Source organism: Kribbella sp. NBC_00889, assembly GCF_045207705.1.
In the GTDB taxonomy this organism is placed as follows: domain Bacteria; phylum Actinomycetota; class Actinomycetes; order Propionibacteriales; family Kribbellaceae; genus Kribbella.
In genome coordinates, this window is record NZ_CP108783.1 from 1,105,547 (window position 1) to 1,124,871 (window position 19,325).

At 69.3% G+C, this 19,325-nt stretch carries 21 protein-coding genes; 9 read left to right on the forward strand and 12 right to left on the reverse strand.

From position 1 onward, the window contains the following. Window positions 1–5: 5 nt before the first annotated feature. The 7 genes from OG817_RS05460 to nucS form a co-directional block, all read right to left on the reverse strand. Window positions 6–884, reverse strand: coding sequence for a LysR family transcriptional regulator (locus OG817_RS05460; RefSeq protein ID WP_406052561.1), 879 nt, complete (start codon window positions 882–884; stop codon window positions 6–8). A 68-nt stretch (window positions 885–952) separates the two neighbouring features. Beyond that, a complete protein-coding gene (locus OG817_RS05465; protein WP_406052563.1) occupies window positions 953–2,080 on the reverse strand; it encodes a mandelate racemase/muconate lactonizing enzyme family protein in 1,128 nt (375 codons plus the stop codon). Between the two features lie 22 nt (window positions 2,081–2,102). Then, window positions 2,103–3,923, reverse strand: coding sequence for a glutamine--fructose-6-phosphate transaminase (isomerizing) (glmS, locus tag OG817_RS05470; protein WP_406052565.1), 1,821 nt, complete (start codon window positions 3,921–3,923; stop codon window positions 2,103–2,105). A gap of 35 nt (window positions 3,924–3,958) precedes the next feature. Further along, complete coding sequence (locus OG817_RS05475; protein WP_396394165.1) at window positions 3,959–4,237, reverse strand: hypothetical protein; 279 nt, start codon at window positions 4,235–4,237, stop codon at window positions 3,959–3,961. 74 nt (window positions 4,238–4,311) lie between these two features. Continuing rightward, entirely contained in the window at window positions 4,312–4,620 is a 309-nt protein-coding gene (locus tag OG817_RS05480; RefSeq protein ID WP_396393866.1) for a metalloregulator ArsR/SmtB family transcription factor, read from the reverse strand. Further along, entirely contained in the window at window positions 4,617–4,946 is a 330-nt protein-coding gene (locus OG817_RS05485; protein ID WP_406052567.1) for a hypothetical protein, read from the reverse strand. The genes OG817_RS05480 and OG817_RS05485 overlap by 4 nt, the downstream gene beginning before the upstream one ends. A 50-nt stretch (window positions 4,947–4,996) precedes the next feature. After that, a complete protein-coding gene (gene nucS, locus OG817_RS05490; RefSeq protein WP_360440355.1) occupies window positions 4,997–5,656 on the reverse strand; it encodes an endonuclease NucS in 660 nt (219 codons plus the stop codon). A gap of 73 nt (window positions 5,657–5,729) precedes the next feature. Between nucS and OG817_RS05495 the strand changes: the two genes are divergently transcribed. From OG817_RS05495 to OG817_RS05510, 4 genes are all read left to right on the forward strand, one after another. Further along, the gene (locus OG817_RS05495; protein ID WP_406052569.1) at window positions 5,730–5,978 is read left to right on the forward strand and encodes a hypothetical protein; all 249 of its coding nucleotides are present in this window, start codon (window positions 5,730–5,732) and stop codon (window positions 5,976–5,978) included. Window positions 5,979–6,094: 116 nt separating this feature from the next. After that, complete coding sequence (locus tag OG817_RS05500) at window positions 6,095–6,931, forward strand: class I SAM-dependent methyltransferase (RefSeq protein WP_406052570.1); 837 nt, start codon at window positions 6,095–6,097, stop codon at window positions 6,929–6,931. Then, window positions 6,928–7,380: an NUDIX domain-containing protein gene (locus OG817_RS05505; RefSeq protein WP_396393871.1), complete on the forward strand. Its 453-nt coding sequence runs from the start codon at window positions 6,928–6,930 to the stop codon at window positions 7,378–7,380. The genes OG817_RS05500 and OG817_RS05505 overlap by 4 nt, the downstream gene beginning before the upstream one ends. 64 nt (window positions 7,381–7,444) lie before the next feature. Further along, complete coding sequence (locus OG817_RS05510; protein WP_406052572.1) at window positions 7,445–9,223, forward strand: 3-hydroxyacyl-CoA dehydrogenase family protein; 1,779 nt, start codon at window positions 7,445–7,447, stop codon at window positions 9,221–9,223. A 498-nt stretch (window positions 9,224–9,721) separates the two neighbouring features. Here the strand turns inward: OG817_RS05510 and OG817_RS05515 are convergent, their stop codons facing one another. The 3 genes from OG817_RS05515 to OG817_RS05525 form a co-directional block, all read right to left on the reverse strand. Continuing rightward, entirely contained in the window at window positions 9,722–10,618 is an 897-nt protein-coding gene (locus tag OG817_RS05515; protein WP_406052573.1) for an RNA polymerase sigma-70 factor, read from the reverse strand. Between the two features lie 14 nt (window positions 10,619–10,632). Continuing rightward, the gene (locus OG817_RS05520) at window positions 10,633–11,835 is read right to left on the reverse strand and encodes an NAD(P)/FAD-dependent oxidoreductase (RefSeq protein WP_406052575.1); all 1,203 of its coding nucleotides are present in this window, start codon (window positions 11,833–11,835) and stop codon (window positions 10,633–10,635) included. Window positions 11,836–11,911: 76 nt separating this feature from the next. Then, window positions 11,912–12,700 (reverse strand): phytanoyl-CoA dioxygenase family protein, encoded by a 789-nt coding sequence (locus tag OG817_RS05525; RefSeq protein WP_406052577.1) that lies wholly within the window; start codon window positions 12,698–12,700, stop codon window positions 11,912–11,914. 50 nt (window positions 12,701–12,750) lie between these two features. Between OG817_RS05525 and OG817_RS05530 the strand changes: the two genes are divergently transcribed. Then, window positions 12,751–13,572: a helix-turn-helix domain-containing protein gene (locus tag OG817_RS05530; protein ID WP_406052579.1), complete on the forward strand. Its 822-nt coding sequence runs from the start codon at window positions 12,751–12,753 to the stop codon at window positions 13,570–13,572. On the opposite strand, the gene OG817_RS05535 is transcribed toward OG817_RS05530, so the two are convergent. Both OG817_RS05535 and OG817_RS05540 read right to left on the reverse strand, forming a co-directional pair. After that, entirely contained in the window at window positions 13,554–14,201 is a 648-nt protein-coding gene (locus OG817_RS05535; RefSeq protein ID WP_131355762.1) for a response regulator transcription factor, read from the reverse strand. The two genes, OG817_RS05530 and OG817_RS05535, sit on opposite strands and share 19 nt — an antisense overlap. Further along, a complete protein-coding gene (locus OG817_RS05540; protein ID WP_406052580.1) occupies window positions 14,153–15,448 on the reverse strand; it encodes a sensor histidine kinase in 1,296 nt (431 codons plus the stop codon). Before OG817_RS05540 ends, OG817_RS05535 begins: the two co-directional genes overlap by 49 nt. Before the next feature lie 189 nt (window positions 15,449–15,637). On the opposite strand from OG817_RS05540, the gene OG817_RS05545 reads away from it, so the two are divergent. The 4 genes from OG817_RS05545 to OG817_RS05560 all read left to right on the forward strand — a co-directional run bounded on the left by OG817_RS05545 (window position 15,638) and on the right by OG817_RS05560 (window position 19,303). Next, on the forward strand, window positions 15,638–16,669 hold the full coding sequence (locus tag OG817_RS05545; RefSeq protein WP_406052581.1) for a fatty acid desaturase family protein: 1,032 nt from the start codon (window positions 15,638–15,640) through the stop codon (window positions 16,667–16,669). Window positions 16,670–16,782: 113 nt separating this feature from the next. Continuing rightward, window positions 16,783–18,174 carry a M28 family metallopeptidase gene (locus tag OG817_RS05550; RefSeq protein WP_406052582.1) on the forward strand — a complete coding sequence of 464 codons (1,392 nt, stop codon included), beginning with the start codon at window positions 16,783–16,785 and terminating at the stop codon, window positions 18,172–18,174. 50 nt (window positions 18,175–18,224) lie between these two features. Further along, window positions 18,225–18,524, forward strand: coding sequence for a hypothetical protein (locus tag OG817_RS05555; RefSeq protein ID WP_406052584.1), 300 nt, complete (start codon window positions 18,225–18,227; stop codon window positions 18,522–18,524). An 11-nt stretch (window positions 18,525–18,535) separates the two neighbouring features. After that, a complete protein-coding gene (locus tag OG817_RS05560) occupies window positions 18,536–19,303 on the forward strand; it encodes an alpha/beta fold hydrolase (RefSeq protein ID WP_406052586.1) in 768 nt (255 codons plus the stop codon). Window positions 19,304–19,325 lie beyond the last annotated feature (22 nt).

The window sequence follows — 19,325 nt, forward strand, 5'->3', positions numbered from 1 at the left end:
TGGATCTATCGATGCTCTGGAAGCATCGTGAGCACTCGCTGCAGTACCGGGCTGGTGGAGTCGCGGTTCCAGATCGCGTGCAGTTCGACCGGCTCACCCGGTACGCCGACCTCGCAGTACGTCACGCCCTCGACCCCGAGGCCGCGCGCCGAAGCGGGAACCAGGGCAACGCCGCGACCGGCCGCGGCCAGGAGGACGACGGTGAGGATCTGCTGGACCCGCTGCTCGATCCGGGGACGGGAGTCGGCGAGGAATCGGACCGTCAGTTCGTGGAAGTAGCGCGCCTGGGTCGGGGAGTAGCTGATCACCGGCTCGTCGGCGAAGTCGGCCGGGGTCAGCGGGCGGTCCAGGGACGCGAGCCGATGGTTGCTCGGTACAACGGCACACATTGGTTCGCGGAACACGACCCGGGAGTCGAGCAGGCGTGTGTCGAACGGCGGCCGACCGAGGCCGAGATCCAGCTCGCCGCGCAGCAGGCCGTCGATCTGCGCCGGAGTGACGCGCTCGTGCAGGATCACGTCGACGTCCGGCAGTTCCTCCGACATCCGGCGCAGGAACGGGCCGAGCGTGCGGATCGCCGAGACCGCGGTGAAACCGAGGCGCAGCGTGCCGGCCGCACCCTGATCGACCCGACGGGCCAGATCGCCGGCGGTCTCGACCAGCGCCAGCAGCCGGCGAGCCTCGGTCAGGAACGCCTGCCCGGCCTCGGTGAGCTCCACCCGGCGGTTGTCCCGCTCGAGCAGCCGCACCCCGACGGCACGCTCGAGTTTCTGGACCTGACGGCTCAGCGGCGGCTGGGTCATGTTCAGCCGCTCGGCGGCGCGGCCGAAGTGGAGTTCCTCGGCGACGGCGACGAAAGCGCTCAGCTGGTCGAGCGAGAACATGATTCCCGGAAGGTATCACTCGGCGCAGGATCAGGTCCGAGAGGGCATCGCCAACCAGTGCCGCCCGCTCATCGCGTGCCGAACTCGCAACTGTCGACGGTCCACGCGGCGCACTGCTCGCTGGTGGTGAAGCCGAGCCCGGGGCGATCCGGGACGAGCATGCGGCCGTCCAATGTCTCGAGACGCTCGTTGAACAACGGGTTCAGCCACTCGAAGTGCTCGACCCACGGCTCGCGCGGATAGGCGGCGGCCAGGTGGAGGTGGATTTCCATCGCGAAGTGCGGCGCCAGTTGGAGGCCGTGGTGATCCGCAAGCGCGGCCAGCTTCAGGAACGGTGTGATGCCGCCGATCCGCGGCGCGTCCGGCTGGATGATGTCGGCGGCCCGGGCCTCGATCAGCCGGACGTGTTCGCCCACGCTCGACAGCATCTCCCCGGTCGCGATCGGCGTGTCCAGCGCTGCGGCCAACTCAGCGTGTCCCTCGGCGTCGTACGCGTCGAGCGGCTCCTCGATCCAGAGCAGGTCGAACTGCTCGAGCACCCGCCCGAACCGCAGCGCCGTCGGCCGGTCCCACTGCTGGTTCGCGTCCACCATCAGCGGTACGCCGTCGCCCAGGTGCTCGCGGACGGCGCGGACCCGCTCGAGGTCGATTCGGGTGTCCGGCTGCCCGACCTTGATCTTGATCCCGCCGATCCCGTCCGCCAGCGACTTCGAGGCGCGCTCCGTGACCTCCTCGATCGGCGCGTGCAGGAACCCGCCGGAGGTGTTGTACGCGCGCACCGAGTCCCGGTGGGCGCCCAGCAGCTTGGCCAGCGGAAGCCCGGCCCGCTTCGCCTTCAGGTCCCACAGCGCGATGTCGATCGCCGCGATCGCCTGCGTCGCCACCCCGGACCGCCCGACCGACGCGCCGGCCCAGAGCAACTTGTCGTACACCTTGCCGATGTCCGACGGGTCCCCACCGATCAGGTTCGCCGCTATCTCCTTGGCATGCGCGTACTGCGCGGGTCCGCCGGCCCGCTTGGAGTAGCTGAACCCGATCCCGTGCTGGTCCTGCGCGGTCGCGATCTCCGCGAACAGGAACACGATCTCGGTCATCGGCCCCTGCCGCCCGGTCAGGACTTTGGCATCACTGACCGGGTGGTCCAGCGGGAGAACGACGGACGAGAGACGGACGTGGCGGATCTGATCGCTCGGCACCGCCTCATCGTAGGGTCAAGGACTACTCGACCGTGACGGACTTGGCCAGGTTGCGCGGCTTGTCGACGTCGTGGCCGAGCGCGACCGCCGCGTAGTACGCGAGGATCTGCAGCGGGATGGTGAGCAGGATCGGGTCCAGCTCCGGCTCGTTCTTCGGTACGACGATCTTCGCGGCGACACCGTCCGGTACGTCGACGCCCGGGTGCGTGACGACGTACAGCGGGCCGGATCGGGCGGCGATCTCGTGCAGCGCGCCGATGTTGCGGTCGACCAGTTCGTCGTCCGGCACGATCGCGACGCTCGGCACGTCCGGCGAGATCAGCGCGAGCGGGCCGTGCTTCAGCTCCGACGTCTGGTAGGCCTCGGCGTGCCGGTAGGAGATCTCCTTCAGCTTCTGCGCACCCTCGCGGGCGACCGGGTAGCCGCGGGTCCGGCCGACGAAGAACAGGCTCTCGTGCTGGGAGAGCCGGCCGGCGATCTTGGCCAGCTCCTCCTCCTGGGCCACGATCGACTGGATGTGCTCGGGCAGCTTCTTCAGGCCCTCGATCAGCCGGCGGCCGTCGGCGGGGGAGACGTCGCGGATCCGGCCCAGGTGGATGCCGAGCATCGCGAACGCGACCGCCATGTTGGTCAGCGCCTTGGTCGAGGCGACCGAGACCTCCGGGCCGGCGTGCAGGTAGACACCGCCGTCGACCTCACGGGCGATGCTGGAGCCGACCGCGTTGACCAGGCCGATCACGCGACCGCCCTTGCGCTTCAGCTCCTGTACGGCGACCAGGGTGTCCAGCGTCTCGCCGGACTGGCTGACCGCGATGTAGAGGGTGTCGCGCTCGACCACCGGGTTGCGGTAGCGGAACTCCGAGGCCGGCTCGGCGTCGGCGGGGATCCGGGCGACCTCTTCGATGAACTGCGCGCCCATCTGGCCGGCGTAGTACGCCGATCCGCAGCCGAGGATCTTGACTCGCTTGATCTCCCTGGCCTCGCGGGCGTCCATGTTCAGGCCGCCGAGGTGGACGGTGTGGAAGCGCTCGTCGAGACGGCCGCGGATGGCCCGGCCGACCGCGTCCGGCTGCTCGTGGATCTCCTTCATCATGAAGTGCTCGTGCAGGCCGCGCTCGTACTCGTCGGCCTCCCACTCGACCGTCTTGGCGGTCTTGGTGGTGGGCGCGGCGTCCTGGGTGAAGGTGCGGTAGCCGTCGGCGCGGACGGTGGCCAGCTCGCCGTCGTCCAAGTAGACGACCTGACGGGTGTAGCGGATCAGGGCGGCCGCGTCGGAGGCGACGTGCATCTCGCCGTCGCCGATGCCGAGGATCAGCGGGCTGCCGTTGCGGGCGACCACGATCCGGTCCGGGAAGTCCAGGTCGATGACAGCGATGCCGTAGGTGCCCTCGATCCGGCGCAGGGCGGCCATCACCTTGTCCTCGAGGGTGGCGCCCTCGGACTGTTCGATCAGGTGCGCGAGCACCTCGGTGTCGGTCTCCGAGCGCAGCTTGACGCCGGCTTCCTCCAGCTGGGCCCGCAGCGCGCCGGCATTGTCGAAGATGCCGTTGTGGACGACGGCGATCCGCTCGTTGCCGCTGGCGTGCGGGTGCGCGTTGTCCTTGCTCGGGCCGCCGTGCGTGGCCCACCGGGTGTGGCCGATGCCGAGCTTGCCGCCGAACCGCTTCGGCAGCGACGCCTCCAGCTCACGGACGCGGCCGGCGTCCTTGTGCACCTTCAGCTCGCTGGCCCCCAGGACCGCGACACCTGCCGAGTCGTAGCCGCGGTACTCCAGCCGCGCCAGTCCGTCCACCAGGATGGGCGCGGCCGGCTTGGTGCCGACGTACCCGACGATTCCGCACATGTGTTGGTGCCTTTCGAAGGTTGGTTGCTCACCGCTCAGCCGTAGACGATCCGTCGCAGCTGCCGGGCTGAGAGTTCGGGGGAGCGCACCGGCCAGTGCCGGAGCTCGGTACCGAGCCGGGCGAAGATCTCGTCGTTGCGGGCGCCGTAGGTCTGCAGCTCCCGGTGCCGGCGCCGGACGTAGTCCTCGGTGGTCTCGGTGAAATAGGCCAGTACGTCCGCGACGACGCGCCGCGCGTCGTCCGCCGACAGCCCGGTGGTCCGGCTGACCTGCTCGGCCAGCTCGTCCACGGGCCCCACCGCCGCCTCACTGATCACCCGTCCACCTTGCAGCGTTCTCGAGGTCAGCGCAAAGGATCTGCCCGAAATCGGGCAAATTTGCTGACTTGTCAGGAGGAAGTCTCGAACCGGTGCAGCCAGGGAACGCCGACGGCGAACAGTGGGCCGGTGTCCAGGCGATAGACACGCTCGCGGCCCCTCAGGGTGACATGGACGAGTCCGGCCTGCTCCAGGACCCCCAGGTGTCGGGTGATCGTCGGCCAGGAATGGTCGAAGCGTCCCGCGATCTCGCCCGAGGTCATCTCGCCGCCGCGCAGGTGCAGGACCAGCAGGATGGTACGGCGGGAGTGGTGCGCGAGGGCGGTGAACACCCGGTCGAGGTCGTCCAGGTCCCGCCCGCCGCGGGAGCCGGCGGTCAAGCCGGAAGATCCTGTGCCAGATCCTGGAGCAGGTAGTGCGGGAAGTCCCACTTCGGCAGTCCGTCCCGCTCCTCGAGCAGCGGGTCCATCCGCTCCCAGAGCGTGAGTACGTCCGGGTGCTCGTGCGCCCGCGCGAATCCACCGTCCACCCAGGTGAAGATCTCGACGTACGTCGGCTCGTCCACCGACCGGAACACCGTCGCCCGCTCCTCGGTCACGAACCCGAGCCCCCGCAACGTCGCCCAATGCCCGCCGAGCACCTCCCGGAACCGATCCTCATCCGCCGCCCGGACCCGATAAGTACAGATCACCGTTTCCTTAGCCATATCGCTAAGTAAGTGCCCGCGGCCGACGCCCTGTCAACACCTCGGTGAGCTCAGAACAACCGCAGTACGTCGGATTCCATGCCTCGGAGGGCGTCGTAGTCGACGGTGAGGCATTCGAGGCCCCGGTCGGTGGCGAGGACCTTGGCCTGGGGCTTGATGAGCTGGGCGGCGAAGATGCCGCGGACCGGGGCCAGCATCGGGTCGCGGTTGAGGAGTTCGACGTACCGGGTGAGCTGCTCGACGCCGTCGATCTCGCCGCGGCGCTTGATCTCGACGGCGACGTGCTTGCCGTCGGCGTCCCGGCAGAGGAGGTCGACCGGGCCGATCGCGGTCGGGTACTCGCGCCGTACCAGGGTCCAGCCTTCGCCGAAGGTGTGCACGTGCTCGGCCAGCAGTTCCTGCAGGTGCGCCTCGACGCCGTCCTTGATCAGACCGGGGTCGACGCCGAGCTCGTAGGCGGTGTCGCTGTGCACCTCCTCGATGGTGATCCGCAGCTCCTCGCCGGCCTTGTTGGTGACGCTCCACACGTCACCGTCCTCGGTCAGCTTGCACGGCGGCGACATCCAGTTGAGCGGCTTGTACGAGCCGCCGTCGGCGTGGATCAGTACCGACCCGTCCGCCTTCACCATCAGCAACCGCGGCGCCATCGGCAGATGAGCCGTCAGCCGGCCGGAGTAGTCCACAGAACACGTAGCAATCACCAAGCGCACGAGAAAGCACCGTAGTCCACGAGCGGCCGGGAACCCATGTCGCCTGGCCGTGCGGAGTGGCAGGGTGGTGAACATGATGCCGAAGGTCAGCGAACAGGCGATCGCCGAGTACGACGCGGTCGCGGCCGGATTGGAGTCGGCCGGCGTGGTCCGGGGAAGCATGTTCGGCATGCCCTGTCTCAAGATCGGCAAGAAGGTGCTCGCCGGGATGTTCGGCGATGCCATGACGTTCAAGCTCCCGCCTGAGCCGCGGGAGAAGGCGCTCGCTGTGCCAGGCGTCGAGGCGTTCGACCCGGGCATGGGTCGTCCGATGAAGGAGTAGGTGGTGATCCCGCTGGCACAGTCGGAGGTCTGGCCGGACTACGCCGCCGAGGCACTGGAGTACGTCGCCGGATGAATCTCATGTGTCCCGCGCGGATTCTGCTGTTGCCTGGGGATGTGCAGGATCCAGTGGTCGGGGACAGGATCGCCCAGGTGTACGCCGGCCCGTTCGACGCGGCAGCCGGCACCCGGTTGGCCGACCACCTCGGCGTCCGGCTGACCGTCGTACCCGAGCTCGCGCAGCGACCTGACGAGGAGCTGCAGGCGATCGCCGACCTGCATCGCGGCGAGACCGTGGTCGTGCTCGGCGTCGACCTCGGGCTGAGGCTCCCGGCGATCGTCGAGCACATCGGCGACGGGTGGACCCGGGTGCAGACGGACAACGAGGTGACGCTGGCGACGTACGAGCAGGCGTCGGCGAAGTTCCGGGAATCGATCCCCAAGGAGCCCAACGAGCTGCTCATCGACCTGCTCGCCGAGGGGGTCGCGCCCGGCGCCCGCATTCTGGAGCTCGGCAGCGGGACCGGCCGCGACGCGATCGAGTTGGAGCGCCGCGGTTTCGTCGTACGGCGTACCGACGCGACCCAGGCCTTCCTCGAGATGATGCGTGCCGGCGGGTACGACGCCGATCGGCTGAACGCGATCACGGACGACTTCGGCGGCCCGTACGACGCTGTGTTCGCCGACGCGGTGTTCCTGCACTTCGACCGTGCCCAGCTGGCCGGAGTACTCCGGAAGGCGGCGCGGGCCGCGCCGGTGCTCGCGTTCGCGACGCGGGAGGGCAAGGGCGAGGAGTGGTCCAACCGGAACCTCGACCTGCCCCGGCATTTCGTCATGTGGCAGGAGGAACCGTTGCGCGAACTGCTCACCGCGAACGGCTGGAACGTCGAGCAGGTCAGACGCAGCGAGTCGCGGATCGGGTTCTGGTTCAGCGTCCTGGCGAGCCGCGCATGATCCGCGCGGGGATCGTCCTGCTCTCCCGGCACGGAGTGGCCGCGATCGAGCGGGTGCGCGACGGACGGACCTACCACGTCCTGCCGGGCGGCCAGGTCGAGGAGGGCGAGAGCCTGGCGGAGGCGGCCCGGCGCGAGACCCACGAGGAACTGGGTGTGCTGGTGAAGATCCGCGGGCTGGTCGCCGTGGTGAACTTCGGCACGAGCACCCAGCACTACTTCCTGGCCGAGTCGATCGGTGGCGAGTTCGGCGCCGGCGAAGGGCCGGAGATGGGAAGTACCGCGGAGTCGGAGGCCGGGAGCTATCGGGCGGTGTGGCTGCCGGTCGGGGACCTTCTCGGGCGCGAGCTCAAGCCGAAACCGGTCGCGTCCATGCTCGACAGTGCGCCGGATCCGGCCTGGCTGCTGGACGCGTGGCTGGAGTCGCCGGTGGTGTTCGACGAGGTGTGAGGTTGGCCTCCCGGGTGACTCAGCTCATGGGCGGACCAGTAGTGGGACTGGCATAGTTCGGGCCATGGCTCGGGAACTGAAGACGGTGGGTGTGGTCGGTCTGGGCACGATGGGTGCCGGGATCGCCGAGGTGTTCGCGCGCCACGGCCTGACCGTGGTCGGCGTCGAGCGTGACGAGGAGGCGGCCGAGCGCGGTCGCGGGCACATCCAGCACTCCACCGACCGGGCGGTGAAGCGCGGCAAGCTGTCGGTCGAGGACCAGCAGGCGCTGTTCGACCGGGTCACCTTCGCCACCACGCTCGAGGCGCTCGCGGACTGCGACCTGGTGATCGAGGCCGTGATCGAGCGGCTCGAGCTCAAGCGCGAGATCTTCTCGGCGCTGGACAAGGTCGTCCGCGACGACGCGATCCTGGCCACCAACACCTCGTCCCTGTCGGTCACCGAGATCTCGGTCGCCACCCAGCGCCCGCGCCGCGTCGTCGGCATGCACTTCTTCAACCCCGCGCCGGTGCAGGAGTTCGTCGAGGTGATCCGGACCGTGGTCACCGAGCCGGACGTGGTCGAGGACGTGCTCGCGCTGGCCCGCCGCCTCGACAAGGTCCCGGTGGTGGCGGCCGACCGGGCCGGCTTCATCGCGAACGCCCTGCTGTTCGGCTACCTGAACCACGCGGTCTCGATGGTGGAGTCGCGGTACGCGACCCGCGAGGACGTGGACGCGGCGATGCGGCTCGGCTGCGGCTACCCGATGGGCCCGCTCGCGCTGCTCGATCTGATCGGCCTCGACACGGCGTACGAGATCCTCGACACGATGTACAAGCAGGGCCGCAACCGGCTGCATGCGCCGGCCCCGATCCTCAAGCAGATGGTCACCGCCGGACTGCTCGGCCGCAAGACCGGCCGCGGCTTCTACACCTACGAAGCGCCGGACTCCCCGGTCGTGGTCGACGACGAGCACACGCCGGCGTCGGACGGCGCGGGGATCGCCGTACGCCCGATCAAGCAGGTCGGCGTGGTCGGCTCCGGGACGATGGCCGTCGGCATCATCGAGGTCTGCGCCAGGGCCGGGTACGACGTTCTGTACGTCGCCCGCGGTACTGAGAAGGTGGACCGGGTCCGGGCCGGCCTCGAACGCTCGCTGGAGAAGGGCGTTCAGCGCGGCAAGCTGTCGTCGGAGGAGCGGGACGCGACACTGCGCCGGATCACCGGGACGGCCAAGCTCGACGACCTCGCGAGTGTTGACCTGGTGGTCGAGGCCGTGGTCGAGGAGCTGAGCGTCAAGCAGGCGCTGTTCGAGACCTTCGACGAGATCTGCAAGCCGGGTGCGATCCTCGCAACGACCACCTCGAGTCTGCCGGTGATCGATCTGGCGATGGCGACCAAGCGGCCGGCCGACGTGGTCGGTGTGCACTTCTTCAACCCGGCGCCGGTGATGAAGCTGGTCGAGGTCGTGAGCACGGTCAGCACGTCCCCGGATGTGGCCGATACGGTCGCGGCGCTGGCTGTTGCCGCCGGCAAGCACCCGGTCCGGTGCGGCGACCGGGCCGGCTTCATCGTGAACGCGCTGCTGTTCCCGTACCTGAACGACTCGGTCCGGATGCTCGAGGCGCACTACGCCGGGGTCGAAGACATCGACGCCGCGATGAAGCTCGGCTGCCGGCTGCCGATGGGTCCGTTCGAGCTGCTGGACGTGGTCGGTCTGGACGTCTCGCTGGCCATCCAGCGGACCCTCTACCTCGAGTTCCGCGAGCCCGGATTCGCCCCGGCCCCGCTGCTCGAGCACCTGGTCACCGCCGGCTACCTGGGCCGCAAGACCGGCCGGGGATTCCGCGACTACAGCAACTGACGTGCCCTACGCCTTTGCGCATGAGATCTCATGCGGTGACGGCGGTTTGCTCGACGAGATCACACCTCGGCTCTCGACCCCGAGTTGGTCGGTGAGGTTCTCGATCTGCTCCGCGACCTGCGGTCGGAGGGGATGACGATACTGATCTGCACCCACGAGATGGCCTTCGCCCGCGAGATCGCCGACCAGGTCTGCTTCCTCCACCACCCGGCCGCCTGGTCGAGAGCGGCCCACCCGCGGACGTCCTCGACAACCCAAGCCAGCCCCGCACCCAGGAGTTCCTCCGCCGCATCCGGAACTAGATGGCGGACGCCCAGGCCATCACAACCGACGACTCCGCTGCGGGCCCCGCCTGCCGACGCCGGAGCGCCGCGATTGTGATGGCGTGGCGGTCCGGACCTGCACCACTCACCAACCCTCGCGGCCGCCGGTGCCCAGCGACCGACCGAGCGTGATCCGCCTCGGTGGTGCGCAGTTGGTGAGTGCCTGGTGTCCGCCTCAGCGCAGGGTGAGGGCGGTTTCCGACTCGAGGCGGGACAGCTTGTCGGGGTTGCGGACGTAGTGCATGCCGGTGACGTGGGCGTCCTCGATCCGCAGCGCGACGACGCCGTCGAGCTTCCCGTCGCAGCGGAACAGCAGCGCCGGGTTGCCGTTGACCACGGTCGGCTCGGTGGTGAGCGTGCCGCCGACCTTCTGCACGCTGCCGACGAACATGCGGATCGCCTTCTCCGCGCCGACGATCGGACGCAGTGCGGTGAGTTTGAGGCCGCCACCGTCGCTGACCAGGACCACGTCGGGCGCGAGGACGTCCAGCAGGGCCTTCAGGTCGCTGGCCTCGACCGCGCGCTGGAAGGCCTCGAAGGCCGCCCGTCCTTCGTTCGGGGAGACCACACTGCGGGGGCGGCGGGCTTCGACGTGCTGCCGGGCGCGGTGCGCGATCTGGCGGACGGCCGCCGGGTTCTTGTCGACGGCCGCCGCGATGTCGTCGTAGCTGACACCGAACGCCTCGCGCAAGACGAAGACGGCCCGCTCGGTCGGAGTCAGCGTTTCCAGGACCAGCATCATCGCCATCGACACGCTCTCGGCCAGCTCGACGTCCTCGGCCGCGTCCGGAGCGGTGAGCAGCGGTTCGGGCAGCCAGGGACCGACGTACGCCTCCCGGCGCCGCTGCATCGTGCGTAGGCGGTTGAGCGACTGGCGGGTGGTGATCCGGATCAGGTAGGCGCGCTGATCGCGGACCTGATCCAGATCGACCTTGCTCCACCGCAGCCAGGTCTCCTGCGGCACGTCCTCCGCGTCGACCGCCGATCCGAGGATCTCGTAGGCGACGGTGAACAGCAGGTTCCGGTGGGCGACGAAGGCGTCGGTCGCGGGGTCACTGGACAGGTCGCTCATCTCGGCAGCTCTCCTCAGGCCGGGCGGCCTGCGTCCGCGGGCGCCTTTGCGGCCTTGGCCTGCAGTACCTTCCGGCGTCGGCGATCCTTGAACCACAGATCGAGTTTGCCGGGTCGGCGCGCCTCCTGCCTGAGCTGCCAGATGGTGCTCTTGCAGACACCTTCCTTGAGCATCGCCATGGATCGGTTGCCCAGATGGAACACGCCGGTCGGGGTGTCGTCCCGCTTCGCGTACTGGACCACACCGGCGCGACGTCCCAGGCTGATGCACTCGCCGAAGAACCCGACATCGAAGCCGGCGGGCTCCCGGCCGGCGATCCGGTTCAGCACCGTCTCGGCGGCCTGCGGGCCAAGCTGCATCGCGGACTGGCAACTCATCCGCACCGGCAGGTCCGATGGTGCTCCCGAGTCCCCGGCCGCGATGATGCGTACGTCGTCCACGCTGGTGAGGGTCTCGTCGGTGAGCAGCCGCCCGAGGGAATCCGTGCTCAGCCCGCTGCGGGTGGCCAGATCCGGCACGCTGAACCCCGCGGTCCAGATCGTCACGTCGCTGTGCAGCTCGCGGCCGTCGCTGAGCTGGACCGCGTCAGCTGTCACGCCCGTCACCGTCGCGCCGTCGCCTTCGAGCACGGTCACACCGAGCTTGGCGAGCCGCCGGGCGACCGAGCGCCGGGCCCGCGGATGCAGGTACGGCCCGAGCACCTTTCCGCAGACCAGAGTCACTGTACGGCCCTGCTCCGCCAGTTCGGACGCAGTTTCCAGGCCGGTCGGTCCGGCGCCCACCACCGTCAGCGCGGCCGATGCCGGCGCGGCGTCGACGACCGGCTGGAGTCGCCGTGCCTGTTCCAGGGTGGAGATCGGGTAGGCGTACTCCGCCGCGCCGCTGACGCTGGGGTCCCCGCTGCCGCTGCCCACCGCGTAGACCAGGTAGTCGTAGTCGAGGGCGCCGCCGCTCACCAGGATCACCCGGCGTCCGGCCGCGTCGATCTGGGTGACAGTGTCGACCGCGAGTTCGACGCCGCCGGCCAGGATGCTCTGGTAGTCCACCAGCGCGTCGTCCGACCCACCGACGAGCTGGTGCAGCCGGATCCGTTCGACAAAGGCCGGACGTGGGTTGATCAGGGTCACGTGTACGTCGTCACGCTGCGTCAGGCGGTTGGCAGCCATCACGCCGGCGTATCCGCCGCCGATCACGATGACATCGGTTTTCTCGGTCATGGCCACTCCTTCGTCTCAGAGATGGCCTTAAAGACACCGCACCCCCGGCGGATGTGACACCAGCGAGTCAGATCACTCAGGGCTCGGCGTCGGCGTAGTCGCCGCAGGGACCGCCGCCGATGGCTTCGGGCAGGACCGCCGTACGCCGGTCCGGCCGGACCAGCGGGTTGTAGAAGGCAGCGATCTCCCTGCTGTCCTCCGGGACGTAGTGGAAGATCAGTGCGCGCCGGAAGCGGTCCGCGCTCGAGTTCGGGCGGGAGCCGTGGACGACGCTGCCGTGGAAGAACAGCACGTCACCGGCCTTCATCTTCGTCTGCACCTTCCGCAGACCTTCCGGGATCGGGACCTCCGCGTTGGTGAACGACTCCGCCAGGTCGGCCGGCTCGGGACAGACCAGCTCGGTCTTGTGCGAACCGGGGACCACCGCGAGCCCGCCGTTGTCCGCGTCCACGTCGTCGATCGCGATCCAGACCGCCAGGCAGGTCTCCGGATCGGCCCGCAGGAACGTGTTGTCCTGGTGCATCGCCTGGCCGCGCGCACCCGGCGGCTTGAAGTAGAACATCGACTGGGCGCCAAGCGCGGGCCCGATCAGGGTGGTCACGACATCGAGGATCCGGCTGTCCAGCATCAGCTCCAGCGAGATCTTGCCGGCTTCGGCATCCGGTCGCCGGTGCGGATGCACGAACCGCGGATACTGCGCCAGCGGATCGTCGTCCGGTACGCCGTCGTCGATCGCGAGGGAGTGGTCGGCGGCAACCTGCTCCATGAACACGGCCCTGATCCGCTCGACCTCGGCGGTGGTGAGCACCTGCGGGACCTGGACGATCCCCTCGTCGCGATAGATCTCGGCCAATACGTCGGTCATGCATCCAGGATCGGCGGCGACGGGCAGCCGGGACGATAGCCTATCGAGCTGTGAACCTTCGAGATCCTGCTATCCGGGATTCGCCGACCCCTGTCGTCCGGCGACTGCTCACCGGTGAGTTCGACGAGGATTCCGACTACGCGACCTTCCGCAGGCGTGGCACGACGGACTGGCTGTTGGTGCAGACGCTGGACGGCCGGGGCCGCTTCGGCGCGCCGACCGGCGACGTGGCGGCCGACCCTGGCACGGTGACCCTCGTCCGCCCGGGCACACTGCACGACTACGGCACCGTGGGGGAGCGGTGGCACTTCCTCTACGCCCACCTCAACCCGAAACCGGACTGGCTCCCACTGCTGGACTGGCCGGAAGTTGCCCCGGGCATCGTTCAGCTCCGCCCCGCCGGGCCGACCGCCGACCGGATCGCGGACCACCTGCGTGACGCCGTCCGGCACCAGAGCAGCGTCCTTCCACAGGCCGAACAGCTGAGCGCCAACTCGCTCGAGGCCGCCCTGCTGTGGTGCGACACCCAGAACCCGACGGCGGTGCAGATCGACGACCGTCTCCTGCGCGCCATCGAGCTGATCGACCAGGATCTGACCGCGAACCTCGACGTACCCCGGCTGGCCCGCGCGGCGAATCTCTCGGTGTCCCGGTTCGCGCACCTGTTCCGCGCGCAGCTCGGCGTCAGCCCGCAGCAGTTCGTCGAACACCGCCGCCTCGACGCGGCCCGCAACCTCCTCGAGCTGACCAGCCGGTCGGTCGCCTCGGTGGCCGCGCAGGTCGGCTATCTCGATCCCCTGTACTTCTCCACCCGCTTCCGCCACCACACCGGCAGCAGCCCTACGACGTACCGTCAGCGCGACGACAGGTAGGTGAGGACTGCCATCACTCGGCGGTTGTCGTCCTCCGAGGGTGGGAGGTCGAGCTTGGAGAAGATGTTGTTCGTGTGCTTGCTGACGGCCTTCTCGGTGACGAAGAGGGCGCCGGCGATGGCGGCATTCGAGCGGCCCTCCGCCATCAGGCCGAGCACCTCGGCCTCGCGTGGCGTCAGCCGGCCGATCGGTTCGTCGCGCGTGTTGCGGGCCAGCAGCTGCCCGATCACGTCCGGGTCCATCGCGGTCCCTCCGGCCGCCACCCGTCGTACCGAATCGAGGAACTCGGCCACGTTCGAGACCCGGTCCTTGAGCAGGTAGCCGACCGCGCCTCCGCCGCCGGTCAACAGCTCCCGCGCGTACAGCTGCTCGACGTACTGCGACAGGACCAGGATCGGCAAGCCGGGGACCTGGCGGCGGGCTTCGATCGCGGCCTTCAGGCCCTCGTCGGTGAAGGTGGGTGGGAGTCGTACGTCGACAACGGCCACGTCCGGCCGGTGCTCCACCAGGGCGGGCACAAGCCGCGGACCGTTGTCGACTGCCTCGACGACCTCGAAGTCGTGCGCCTCCAGCAGGCGGATCAGGCCGTCCCGGAGGAGGGCGTGGTCTTCAGCGATGAGGACTCGCAAGGCAGCTCCATGATCACGGTGGTCGGCCCGGCGCTCGGGCTCACCACGGTCAACGTACCGTCGAAGGCGGCCAGCCGCCGTTCGATACCGTACAGACCACCTCCGGGCCGGATCACCGCACCTCCGACGCCGTCGTCACCGACGATCATGTGCAGCTTCTCGTCCTCGTGCGTGATCTGGATCCAGGCTGTCGTCGCGGCCGAGTACTTGACCGCGTTCGCGAGGCATTCGGCCACCGCGAAGTACGCCGCCGACTCGACCGGCGCGGCCGGCCGGCCGGGGACGTCGAAGGTGACGTCCACCTTGAACGGGCAGGACAGGGCGAGTGCCCTGACCGCGCCGTCCAGGCCACGGTCGGCCAGCACCGGCGGGTGGATCCCGCGCACCAGGTCGCGCAGTTCGGACAGCGCCGTACTGGCGGATTCCCGGGCCTCGGTGAGCAGCGCCGCCGCCTGGGCCGGATCGCGGGCGACCATCTCCTCGGCCATGCCCAGGTTCATGCTGAGCGCGGCCAACCGCGCCTGGGCGCCGTCGTGCAGGTCCCGCTCGATCCGGCGCAGCTCGGCCGCCTGGGTGTCGACGGTCTCGGCCCGGGACTCGGCCAGCTCCCGGACCCGAAGGGCCAGCTTGGCGCTCTCGGTCGGGCCGAGCAGGGAACGGGCCATGAACGCGTTCGCCTTCAGCAGCCGCTCGCCGGCGGCGTACCAGATCATGAAGGCGACCAGGGCGGCCGGCGTCACCAGGAAGCTGGTCCAGAAGTTGACCGTGACCAGGCCGCCGAACGGCTCGGTGAAGACGCCCTCGGGGGTGACGCCGACGAGCAGTGGGTAGACCAGGTAGAACAGCGACGCCAGGAACAGAACGGCGCTGAGCAGACACAGAGTGAAGCCGATCACCGCGTTCACCAGCAGCCAGATGATGTCGCGCCAGGTGGCCGGGTCGGTCAGCGTGGTCCGCAGCCACATCAGGATGCCGGGCATCGGGGGCTTCTTGTACGGGCGGGGGATGCGCTCACCCAGGAAGCCCGCCAGCATCGTGCGGTGGCAGTTCGCGAACCACCGCGTGGCCGGCACGAACGCGAGTAGCAGCGGGATCCCGACCCAGACCGCGATCAGCGGCACGGCCACCACGTTGAGCACGAACAACGCGATCCCGAGCTCGGCCAGGATCGACAGGGCCAGCGCGATCCACGGCTGGGCGATCTTGGGGTACCGCATCGGCGGCGCCTGGGTGGCGATGGTGGTCATGCACCCATCATGACTGAGCGTGCGGGCCCGCTCAGGGGTGTTAGGTCCACTTCCGCGCTGGCGCTGCCTCCCCCGGGCATCCGGGTCGTAGCACTCGTGTGCTCGGCCGTTAGGGCGATGAGGCTTGATGACGTACGCTGGCCGCGGCTGTACGCCTAGGCCTCCCCCCGCTTCCGAGACGAGGACCTAATGGCTCAGCCAACCGCGTTGTCCCCTGCTACCCGCGGCAGTGAATTCTCCCCGCTGCTCCGCGAGATCAAGTCGGCCGGCCTGCTCGAACGCCGGACCGCGGCGTACGCGATGGCGATCGGGATCAACGTGGTGCTGATGGGCCTGATCTGGGCGGGAGCAGCGATTCTCGGTAGCACCTGGTGGGTGCTGCTGCTCGCGATTCCGCTGGGCATCGTGACCACCCGGGCGGCGTTCTTCGGGCACGACGCCGGGCATCAGCAGATCGCCGGATCCCGCCGGCTGCACGACTGGATCGGCCTGGTGCACGGCAACCTGCTGCTCGGGATGAGCTACGGCTGGTGGAACGACAAGCACAACCGGCACCACGCGAATCCCAACCACACCGACAAGGACCCCGATGTCGGCGAGGGCGTGCTGGTCTGGACGCTCGAGCAGGCCGAGGGCCGCACCGGCCTGCACGGCTGGCTGTCCCGCAACCAGGCGCTGATCTTCTTCCCGCTGCTGACCCTGGAGGGCTTCAACCTCAAGGTCTCCAGCATCCGCTTCCTGCTCGGCCGCCCGCGCCGCGAGGCCCGGCTGGAGCTCGGCCTGATGGCCGCGCACCTGGTCCTGTACTTCGGCGCGCTGTTCCTGATCATGTCGCCCGGCCAGGCGGTGCTGTTCGCGCTGATCCACCACATGGTGTTCGGGCTGCACCTCGGCAGCGTGTTCGCGCCGAACCACAAGGGCATGGAGATGCCTGACGGCGACACCCAGTGGGGCCACCTGGAGAAGCAGGTGCTGACGTCCCGCAATGTCAACGGCGGCCTGGTGACCGACTGGATGATGGGCGGCCTGAACTACCAGATCGAGCACCACTTGTTCCCGAGCATGCCGCGCGCCAACCTCCGCTTCGCCCAGCCGATCGTGCGGGAGTACTGCGAACGCATCGGGATGCCGTACGTGAGCACAGGCCTGATCGATTCGTACCGGATGGGGTTGCGCCATCTGCACGAAGTGGGCCGCGAACTCCGCGAACAGCAGGCCTGACCCGCGGGATTTCCCTGTCCTGCAAGAAAATCCGTCACGAGGGGGAGCGACCCAGTCGCAGATCGGTTACGGTCACTGGTCTCGGGGCCGCCCACCTTGTGAGGAGACCTTGTATGACCGAATCGTCCGGTTTGAGTCGTCGCGGCCTGCTCGGCGCCGTCGCCGGAGTCACCGCCGCAACGGCTCTTCCCGCCGCCCCCGCCTGGGCTGCGGACGACCAGCGACCCGGTGCGGTGAACCGCCCGACGCTGGACAAGTACGACCGTCAGATCGTGTCCGGCCTGTCCTCGGAGCGTGCGCTGCGCCACCTGCAGGTGTTGTCCGAACACATCGGCCCGCGGATCGGCGGGACCACGAGCGAGAAGCGCGCGGCCGACTACATCGCGGGCCAACTCGACGACTTCGGCTACCAGACCCGGCTCGAGCCGTTCCCGGTCGCCGACAAGTTCACCGCCCAGGTCTTCGATGTCCGGGGCATCCTGCCCGATGACCTGAGCTGGCAGGCCGGTGCAGCGCCCGGCGGCAAGTTGGACGTCACGGTCGAAGGACCGGTCCGCGACGTCGGCGCTGCGACGGCTCCGGTCTGGCCGGCCGACGTTGCGGGGTCGATCGTGATCGCGGATGACACCACGGCCGCGCGTCCGGCTCTTGTTGCGGAGGCGGCGGCACGCGGAGCAGTGGGTGTGATCCTGCTGCCCGCCGACCAGGTGTTCCCGCGTCGCGCGTCGGCGTTCTCGCCGAGCGGTCTGACCGACGCGCCGATCCCGGTGCTCGGGGTGGCTCAGGTGCAGAAGCGGCTGATCCGGGAAGCGCTCGCGGTGGTGAACTCGCTGCCGCTGCGGATCAGTACGACCGCCCATCGTGGCTTGGTGTCGAACAACGTGATCGGTGAACGCCGTGGCCGCGGTGGCGCGAACTCGCCGATCGTGATGGTCTGCGGTCACTACGACTCCGTGATCGGTGCGCCGGGAGCCAACGACGACGGCTCCGGGACCGTGCTCACGATGGAGCTGGCCAAGGTGTTCAGCCGGATCTCCACCAACGCGACGCTGCGGTTCGCGCTGTGGGGGTCGGAGGAGCAAGGGCTGATCGGGTCGCGGTACCACGTCGCGCAGCTGGCGCAGGATCAGCGCGACCGGCATCGGGCGGTGTTCCAGAACGACATGGTCGCGACCAGTTGGGACCCGGCGATCACCTACTGGCTGCTGTCCTTCACCGGCCTGGCGAACACCGCGACGGACGCGGTCCGGGCGGCCGGTCAGCGGCTCGGGTACGACCCGCAGCTGGTCGGGCCGGTGCAACGTGGTGCGTCCGACCACCAGTCGTTCCAGGAGGTCGGGATCGCGGCCGCCAACTTCTCCTGGCGTGGTGAGATCTCACCGGCGTTCCTCGAGCCGCCGTACCACTCGCCCGAGGACACCATCGCGAAGAACGTCAGCCTCGAGCGTCTCCAGGTCTCGATGGAGCTGATCGGCTGCGCGGCATACGCCGTCGCCCGGAGCTGAGCCTGCCTGCGCCGGGGTGACGTGGCTCATACGGATAGCCTTGCAGGGCTATGTCACCCCGGAACAGGAAACCGTCGAAGTGGCAGCGGCCCGTCAGCGACCGGCCGTTGCTCGGTGGCAGCCAACTCCGGGAAGAGCGCGCCGACGGCGGGTGGATCGTCCGCCGGGTGTCCGGTTCCACGTCCGGGAAGTCCTACCGCTGCCCGGGGTGCGACCAGCAGATCGCGCCCGGCACGCCGCACGTCGTGGTGTGGCCGGAGAACCCCAGCCTGCTCGCCGCGATCGGCGGCGCCCAGTCCCTCGACGAACGCCGCCACTGGCACACCGCCTGCTGGCAGCGCCATCGCTGAAAGGCTCCTGCATGAAACTTCCGGTTGCGTCGTACGGCGACTCCGGTACGCCGGTCGTGGTCATGCACGGACTGTTCGGGTCCGGCCGGAACTGGATGACCGCGGCTCGGCGCCTCGCGAGTGCGCACCGGGTGTTCGCGTTCGACCTGCGCAACCACGGCACCTCACCGCACACCGACACGATGAGCTACCCGGAGATGGCCGACGACGTCCGGGAGACGATCGAGTCCCTCGGGGCCGGGCCGGTCGCGCTGGTCGGGCACTCGATGGGTGGCAAGACCGCGATGCTCACCGCGCTGCGGTACCCCCAGGTCGTCGAGCGCCTGGTCGTGGTCGACGCCGCGCCGGTCGCCTATCCGCCGGCCTTCGTCGAGTACGCCCAGGCGATGCGCAACGCCGATCTCTCGTCCGTCCAGCGCCGGGCTGACGTCGACGCCCAGTTGGTGGACGCCGTACCGACTCCTGGGACCCGCGCGTTCCTGCTGCAGAACCTGATCCTCGACGACGCCGGTGCCCGCTGGCGGCCGAACCTCCCGGTGATCGAGGCGGCGCTGCCGGCGATCTCCGGTTGGCCGGCTGACGTCGAGGGCCTGCACTACGACGGCCCGACGCTGTTCATCTACGGCGGCAGGTCGGAGTACGTCCAGCACGACCACCGCGCGACGATCGCGTCGTACTTCCCCCAGGTCCAGTACGCCGAGGTTCCCGAGGCCGGTCACTGGGTCCACGCCGAGCGCCTGGACGACTTCCTCGCGGCGCTGACACCCTTCCTGCCCTGAGGAGTCCGCATGCTCGGTAGTG